General features: G+C 62.1%; 10 protein-coding genes. 6 read left to right on the forward strand and 4 right to left on the reverse strand.

Annotation, left to right across the window (positions count from 1 at the left end; translation table 11 throughout):
- Positions 1-192 precede the first annotated feature (192 nt).
- Positions 193-984 carry a tRNA threonylcarbamoyladenosine dehydratase gene (locus ACVOL0_RS19675; protein ID WP_481550519.1) on the reverse strand — a complete coding sequence of 264 codons (792 nt, stop codon included), beginning with the start codon at positions 982-984 and terminating at the stop codon, positions 193-195.
- 129 nt (positions 985-1,113) lie between these two features.
- Between ACVOL0_RS19675 and ACVOL0_RS19680 the strand changes: the two genes are divergently transcribed.
- A complete protein-coding gene (locus ACVOL0_RS19680; protein WP_481550520.1) occupies positions 1,114-1,551 on the forward strand; it encodes a cytochrome c in 438 nt (145 codons plus the stop codon).
- Between the two features lie 111 nt (positions 1,552-1,662).
- Positions 1,663-2,160 carry a glycine zipper 2TM domain-containing protein gene (locus ACVOL0_RS19685; RefSeq protein ID WP_481508457.1) on the forward strand — a complete coding sequence of 166 codons (498 nt, stop codon included), beginning with the start codon at positions 1,663-1,665 and terminating at the stop codon, positions 2,158-2,160.
- A gap of 72 nt (positions 2,161-2,232) precedes the next feature.
- Here the strand turns inward: ACVOL0_RS19685 and ACVOL0_RS19690 are convergent, their stop codons facing one another.
- Positions 2,233-2,442 carry a cold-shock protein gene (locus ACVOL0_RS19690; RefSeq protein ID WP_282271583.1) on the reverse strand — a complete coding sequence of 70 codons (210 nt, stop codon included), beginning with the start codon at positions 2,440-2,442 and terminating at the stop codon, positions 2,233-2,235.
- A 233-nt stretch (positions 2,443-2,675) separates the two neighbouring features.
- On the opposite strand from ACVOL0_RS19690, the gene ACVOL0_RS19695 reads away from it, so the two are divergent.
- From ACVOL0_RS19695 to arsC, 3 genes are all read left to right on the forward strand, one after another.
- Positions 2,676-3,161 (forward strand): DUF456 domain-containing protein, encoded by a 486-nt coding sequence (locus ACVOL0_RS19695; protein WP_481550521.1) that lies wholly within the window; start codon positions 2,676-2,678, stop codon positions 3,159-3,161.
- A gap of 119 nt (positions 3,162-3,280) precedes the next feature.
- Positions 3,281-4,420, forward strand: a complete 1,140-nt coding sequence (locus ACVOL0_RS19700; RefSeq protein WP_481550522.1) for a phospholipase A — start codon at positions 3,281-3,283, stop codon at positions 4,418-4,420.
- 3 nt (positions 4,421-4,423) lie between these two features.
- Positions 4,424-4,774 (forward strand): arsenate reductase (glutaredoxin), encoded by a 351-nt coding sequence (gene arsC, locus ACVOL0_RS19705; protein ID WP_481550523.1) that lies wholly within the window; start codon positions 4,424-4,426, stop codon positions 4,772-4,774.
- Positions 4,775-4,829: 55 nt separating this feature from the next.
- Here the strand turns inward: arsC and ACVOL0_RS19710 are convergent, their stop codons facing one another.
- On the reverse strand, positions 4,830-5,363 hold the full coding sequence (locus ACVOL0_RS19710) for a DsbA family protein (RefSeq protein WP_481550524.1): 534 nt from the start codon (positions 5,361-5,363) through the stop codon (positions 4,830-4,832).
- A 188-nt stretch (positions 5,364-5,551) separates the two neighbouring features.
- Between ACVOL0_RS19710 and ACVOL0_RS19715 the strand changes: the two genes are divergently transcribed.
- On the forward strand, positions 5,552-6,661 hold the full coding sequence (locus tag ACVOL0_RS19715) for a sterol desaturase family protein (protein ID WP_481550525.1): 1,110 nt from the start codon (positions 5,552-5,554) through the stop codon (positions 6,659-6,661).
- A gap of 85 nt (positions 6,662-6,746) precedes the next feature.
- Here ACVOL0_RS19715 and ACVOL0_RS19720 read toward each other — a convergent pair whose 3' ends face one another.
- Positions 6,747-7,382 carry a glutathione S-transferase family protein gene (locus ACVOL0_RS19720; RefSeq protein WP_481550526.1) on the reverse strand — a complete coding sequence of 212 codons (636 nt, stop codon included), beginning with the start codon at positions 7,380-7,382 and terminating at the stop codon, positions 6,747-6,749.
- Between the last annotated feature and the right edge of the window lie 202 nt (positions 7,383-7,584).

Consider the following 7,584-nt stretch of genomic DNA (forward strand, 5'->3'; position numbering starts at 1 on the left):
CTGCAGTCCCTAAGCCCCCTTATTTTTTGACGGCGCGGCGAACGCCGCGAAGCTCGTAAGGACTGACCCGCCGGCAATCCTCGAACCGCAGCACTCTTGGATTGCGCACCCATCCGTGCCTGGAGAGATGGTCAGCTTCGCGGCTTACACCGCTCCTACAAGCAATCGCCGCCCCCACAAGCCAGCCTGCTTTTACGCGCGGTTCTTCAACAGCATTTCCAACGCCTTGCCCACCGCCACGAACGCAAACGCGCCAGTGATGTGGGTTGCCGCGCCCAGCCCACCACCGCAATCCAGCTTCAAGGCTTCATCCGGGCCCAGGTTCGGGCGGATGCCACAGACGCTACCGTCGGCCTGCGGGTACTTCACGTTCTCCAGCGAATACACCGCCGGCACGCCGAAATAGCGCTTTGCGCTCTTGGGGAAATTGAACTCGCTGCGCAGCTTCTTGCGGATCAGCGCCATCATCGCGTCATGCTCGGTCCGCGACACATCACGCACCCGCACCAAGGTTGGATCGGTACGGCCACCGGCTGCGCCGATGGTGATCATCGGCAGCTTGCGACGGCGGCACCAGGCGATGGTTTCCACCTTTACCCGGAAGCTGTCGCAGGCGTCGATCACCAGGTCAAAACCGCGGTCCAGCAGCTCGGCCATATTGGCCGGGGTCAGGAACGACTCCACCGCCTCGACCTCGACGTCCGGGTTGATCGCACGGCAGCGCTCAGCCATCGCCACAGACTTGTTGCGGCCATACTGCCCGGCCATCGCCGGCAGCTGACGGTTGGTATTGGAGACGCAGATATCGTCGGCATCGATCAGGCTCAAATGGCCGACCGCCGAGCGCACCAGCGCCTCCACGATCCACGAGCCAACCCCGCCCATGCCGACCACGGCGACCTTGCAGCCGCTCAGGTGGGTGATGGTGCCGGCTCCGTACAGCCGGTCGATACCGGCAAAGCGCTCACGCAATTCTTCTTTCATCCGCGCATTTTACGGCCTGCCCCGGACCTGCGGCGAGCCGCGCGCCGGCACGATGACACAGGCTTCGCTCGTACCGCTGCATAATGACCACCAGTCGAACCCCTTTGCCAATAGCCTGGAGCCAACGCAATGTCCGACCCTGCACCCGCCCGTCCCCCGTCCAAAGCCTCGCGCTACCTGTTCGTCCTGCTCGCCGGCCTGTTGATCGGGGGAATTGCCACCGTGATGGCGATGCGCGCCATCCAGGCCCGCCAGGACCACTTCCCGGACAGCCTGATGACGGTCATGGCCAAGCAGGCCCAACTGCTGGGCGAGAGCCAGAAGCAGAATCGCTGCAGTGTCACCGACAGCACACCGCGCCTCCAGACCCTGCGCGCATTGGCCAACGACCTGGAAACCGCCTTCCCCGGCCTGCGCGACGACGAGCGCTTCCAACAGCACGCCAGCCGCTATCGCGCCACCTTGAACGATGCATTGTCCAAGCCGCCGGCAGATTGCGCGGCACTGGCTGCTGCAGTGCAAAAAATCGGCAGTGACTGCAAGTCATGCCACCAGGACTTCAAGTAAGCAGACTGCGTTTTCACATGTGATTGGCCCTCCATTCACATGCAAAACTGCAGGATCTTCGCCGCGGGTCACGCAACAGTACCCACTTTCAATCTGGCAAGGAGAAACACCATGAAGATCCAACTGATCGCTGTAGGCGCAATTGCCAGTCTGGCGCTGGCCGGTTGCGCCACCTCCCCCGGTTACGGCGGTGGCTACAACAACGGCGGCTACAACAATGGTGGCAACTACGGCAACAACAACGGCTACAACCAGAACCGTTGCACCGACTGCGGCATCGTCACCCGCATCGATACCGTCGCCTCCGGCCGCACCGCCCCCAGTGCCACTGGCGCTATCCTGGGCGGCATCGTCGGCGCTGTTGCCGGCCATGAGATTTCCGACAAGACCGGTGGCAGCAAGGGCAACCAGAACATCGCCGCCGTTGCAGGTGCCGTCGGCGGCGCCATGGCCGGCAACAAGATCCAGCAGAACGTCACCGGCAACTCGTATGACATCCAGGTCCGCATGGACGATGGCCGCGTGATCGTGGTCAACCAGAAGGACCTGGGCGGGATCCGCGAAAACACCTACGTACGCGTGGTAAATGGCCGCGTGGTGATCCGCTGAGCCCATACCGTCAGCGCTGACGAAGAAAGGCCCGCTTGCGCGGGCCTTTCTTTTGGCTGCACTGCCGCCGGATCAGGCCGGTTGTACGGCGTCAGCCTGCAGGCCCTTCTGGCCCTGCACAACAGTGAAGGTGACCTTCTGGCCTTCCTTCAGGCTTTTGAAGCCATCGGTCTGGATGGCGCGGAAGTGCACGAACACGTCCTCACCATTTTCGCGGCTGATGAAGCCGAAGCCCTTGGCGTCGTTGAACCACTTGACGGTACCGGTTTCGCGATCAGACATCTCGACTAACTCCCTGTAACTCTTTCGTTTGATGGTTACGCCCGGTGAGGCGGCTGGTTGCAAGGAGGAAGCGAGGTGCAACGATGCAGCAAATCCTTCGATCTACCCATCAGGCCACGATTCACGGTGACCTTGCCAAGCTCAGCGGCTGCAACTTAACTCGGGGCAAAGCAAATTGCAACACCGCGCGACACGATAAAGTCAACCCCTATCCGACCCCCTTCAGAGTACACATGGACTATTCATTCATCTTCTATCTGGTTGGCGCCCTGCTGGTCCTGGTTGGCATAGCCGGCATCATCCTGCCGGCCTTGCCGGGGGTGCCCTTGGTATTCGTCGGCCTGCTATTGGCCGCATGGGGCGACGGCTTCAACCGGGTAGGCTGGATGCCACTGGTGGTATTGGGCGTACTGACGGTCATCTCGATCATCGTGGATGTGCTCTGCACCATCGCCGGTGCCAAGAAGGTGGGCGCGAGCAAGCTGGCCCTGATCGGCTCGGCGATAGGTACGGTGGTGGGCCTGTTCTTCATGCCTATCGGCCTCTTCGCCGGGCCGTTTCTTGGCGCGCTGGGCGGCGAATACCTGCACGGCCGACAGCTCGGCCAGGCGACCAAAGTCGGCCTCGGCACCTGGCTGGGCATCGTCCTTGGAGTGGCACTCAAGCTGGGTCTGGCGGTCGCCATGGTCGGTGTGTTCGCCATTGCCTGGTTCTTCTGAGCGCCGCCTTAACTCCACCTCGACAGTGGAATCGCCGACAATCCCGACCTGCCACTATTGTCGGGGCAGTCCCTTCGATTGCCCCGACCCGGCCACCCCACCGCGACCGGATGGAACCCATGCGAACCCAAGATCTCCCCCATGCCCTGCTGCTCATCCTGAGCGGCGCAAGTGCCTCGGCGCTTGCCCAGGAATCGATGCCGACACCCGCCTCACCGCAGGCCTGCTTCGCGCTTGAGACAGATGCCACCCGTCTGGCCTGCTACGACAATGCGCTCGGCCGTACCCCGACCGACACCCGCGCAGCCGATGCCGCAGCGGCGGCGGCTCTGCAGGCGCGCAAGGAGGCCAAGGCCACCGCCAAGGAGCTGGACGCGCCACTGCCGCGGCGCAACGAGCTGTTCGCGCATGACGAACTGGACTCCGCCGCCGCCAATGCCGGACGCGGTTCTTTGCTGGACAGCCGCTGGGAGCTGGCCAAGGACTCCAAGTTGGGCTTGTTCCAGCTGCGCGCCTACAAGCCTGTCTATCTGCTGCCGGCATTCTGGAGCAGCAAGCCCAACGAGATGCCGCACTCGCCCAATCCCAACAACACCGTCACCCAGGCCGAGGAGCTGGACAGCACCGAGCTGAAGTTCCAGCTCAGCTTCAAGACCAAGGTCACCGAGAATCTGTTTGGCGACAACGGCGACATCTGGGTCGGCTACACCCAGAGCTCGCGCTGGCAGGCCTATAACAGCGAACTGTCGCGGCCGTTCCGCGAGACCAACTACGAACCGGAAGTGATGTTGACCTTCCGCAACGGCTACTCGCTGTTCGGCTGGAACGGGCGCATGACCGGCTTCAGCCTGAACCATCAGTCCAACGGCCGCAGCGATCCACTTTCGCGCAGCTGGAACCGGGTGGTGATGAACGTCGGCCTGGACCGCGAGAACTGGGCCATCATGCTGCGCCCCTGGTACCGCATCCCGGAAGGCCGCAGCGACGACAACAACCCGGATATCGAGGACTACATGGGCCGTGGTGACGCCACCCTGGTCTACAACCGCAACGGCCATGAGCTGGCCATCACCGGCCGCCATTCATTGCGCAGTGGTGATCGCTCGCATGGCTCGCTGCAGATGGATTATGGGTTTCCCATCAACAAACTGCTGCGCGGCCATGTCCAGGTCTTTGATGGCTACGGCGAGAGCATGATCGACTATAACCACCGGGCGACGTACATCGGTGTTGGCGTGTCCCTGCTGGAGTGGTTCTAAGCAATGAAAGCCACCATCTGGCATAACAACCGCTGCTCCAACTCACGCGGCGCGCTGGCCCTGCTGCAGGAGGCCGGTGTCGACGTCGAGGTGATCAACTACCTCGATCACCCACCTTCGCCCGCACAGTTGCGCACGCTGTTGGACGCCATGGACATGCCGGCTCGGGACCTGCTGCGCAGCAAGGAAGCAGCCTACACCGAGCTGGAACTGGCCTCCAAACTCGATGACGAGGCCGCACTGATCGAAGCGATGAGCCAGTACCCGACGCTGATCAACCGTCCCATCGTGCGTACCGCCAAGGGCACGGCCCTGTGCCGCCCGCCGGAGACCGTACTCGACCTGATCGACTGAGGCCGGTTGGCTGCAGCATCTGCTCTGGTGCCGCATTGGGCGGCACCAGGCAACCTCAGTGGCCCTTGGCGCCAGCCTGGACGATGGCGTCGTAGAGCTCTTCGAAGCTTTGCCTGGGCTGGAACAATTCGCCATTGATGAAAAAAGCCGGTGTGCCAGTGACGCCGCTGCGCATGCCACCTTCGATATCACGTTGGATGTGCAGCAGATGGGTGTTGTCATCCATTGCTGCAGCCAAGCCATCTTCCGGCAAACCCAACTCACGCATCAACTCGCGGTAGACCACCTCACCCAGCTGTTGCTGGCTGCGGAATAGCGCGTCATGCGCCTCCCAGAATTTACCGTGGGCAGCGGCGTACTCGGCGGTGATCGCCGCTGGCAACGCCTGCGGGTGGGCCTGCACCAACGGGAAGTTGCGGAACACCAGGCACAGCCCATCGCCAAAGCGCTGCTGCAGGCGCTTGACCAGTGAGAACGCTTCGCCGCAATACGGGCACTGGTAGTCCGCGTATTCAACCAGTACGACCGCAGCACCCAGATCACCCTGGATGTGATCAGCCGCACTTACCGGAACCGTCAATCCACTCATACGTCTACCCCAGATCAATCCCGGAAACACCACCGTACAAGCACATGACGTAGCCGTGCCTGATGCCCATCAAACTACCGGCATGGGTGCACAGCCAGCGTGAAGCAGGCCGTCCCTTGGTGCCCGTGCCACTTCCCCCGTTCAGCAGACACAGGCAGAATCGGCCGATCAAAGACAGGAAGTCCGCAATGGTTCGCACCCGCCGCTCATTCTTTGCCTACGGCTCCGCGCTGCTCGGCGTCTTGAGCCTGCTGGCGGTCGCCTGCTTCCACTTCCCCGAGCTGCTGACCAGCCGCGAGTTCCGCGCGGTCTACAACGAACAGTTTGCCCGCCATCTGTTGCTGGTTGGCCTGGCCGCTGCTTTCCTCATGGGCACGCTTGCAATCCTGCGCGATCGCAACAAGCGGATCGCCACCTTGGGCGTGGGCACTGCAACCTTGGCAGTGCTGCTGGGCGGCACCAATGTGCAGTTCGACGCCATCGGCCAGACCCCTTATTCACTGGGGCTGGATTGGTTCGTGCTGTCGCTGTTTTTCTCGGCGCTGGTGTTCGTGCCGCTGGAACGTTATCTGGGAAAACGCGAGCTGTCGCCGCTGCGTCCCGGCTGGCGCACCGATGTGGCCTATTTCTTCATGAGCCACGTGCTGGTGCAGTTCATCCTGATCCTGGTCACCGCCTCCACCTCGACCATCGCGGGGCTGGCCGCGTTCCCCGGACTGAAAGCAGCCATCCAGTCATTGCCGGTATGGGTTCAGTTCCTGATTGCGGTCTTCGTCGCCGACATGGCCCAGGCCTTGCTGCACCGCGCGTACCACAACATCCCCTGGCTCTGGCGCTTCCACGCCGTGCACCACTCCAGCCGGCACATGGATTGGCTGGCCGGCTCGCGCGTGCATTTTGTCGAGATCGTACTGACCCGCAGTGCGGTACTTCTGCCGCTACTGATCCTCGGCTTCTCGACCTCGGCGGTGAACGCCTACGTGATCCTGGTCGGCCTGCAGGCGGTGCTGGCACACGCCAATCTGGGCATCCGCTTTGGCTGGCTGGAATACCTGCTGGTATTGCCGCGTTACCACCATTGGCACCACGCCCGGAAACAGGAATATGTAGACGTCAATTACGCCATCCACCTGCCGCTGGTGGACATGTTGATGGGCACCTTCAAGCTGCCGCGTGATCAAGCACAATGGCCGCAGGAATATGGCGTGATGAAGCTGGAAACCGTGCCCAAAGGCATCATCAAGCAGCACCTGATGCCGTTCCAGGGCGGGCGGAAATTCGACGACCACGTCGATTGAGCGCTTCGAGCTTTTGCTCTTGTAGGAGCGGCGTCAGCCGCGAAGCCACAAATGCCGCCGCTTCATCCTGCATACCACCGCCCACTCACCACCAATCATCAATCCCCTCACGCCGATAAACCTCGGCAAATGCCGGCCTAGCCTTCATCCGCGCCGCATGCGCAGCCAGCACCGGCCAGCTGTCGGTAGGCCGCGGCATATTGCGGCTCCAGCGCATCAACATGGTCAACATGAAATCGACGGTGCTCAGCTGATCGCCCAGAACGTAAGGGCCATGGGCAGCCAGGTGATTCGCCATCTGCTGCCAGGCTGCCTCCAACTGCGCGCTGGCACGCACCTTCACCGCTTCCGCATTCGATTCTCCCGCAGGCTCGTGCGGATAGAACCAGGCACGGTAGGCCGGCATCAGCGTGTACACGCAGAAGCACATCCAACGGTAGTAGTCGCCACGCGCTGCTGCACCAATCGCAGGTGCCAACCCTGCCTGCGGATGCAGATCGGCCAACTGCATGGCAATGGCGGCGGACTCGGTCAGCACCTGTCCATCGATGACCAGTGCGGGTACGCGGCCGACGGGATTGATCGCAAGGAACTCCGCTGACTTCTGCTCAGCGCGGTCAAAATCCAGCTGGCGCAGCTCATGCTCTATGCCGAGCTCAAGCAAGAGCCAATGCACCACCAACGAAGCAGTACTTTGCGATCCGTACAGAACAACTGACATGCGCTGAGTTCCCGGCTGTAGAAGGCCCATTCTAAAGCGCAAATGCAAAGCCCCTCCCCAACCCTCTCCTTGCTTGCGGCAAGGGGAGGAGGTAGTGCCGAGCCATGCTCGGCAGAGGCTTTCCCGGCGATCCATCAATCGGTAGTGCCGAGCCATGCTCGGCAGAAGCTTTCCCGGTGATCCAAGCATTGTGGGAGCGGCG

It is taken from the genome of Stenotrophomonas sp. STEN021 (assembly GCF_056760175.1).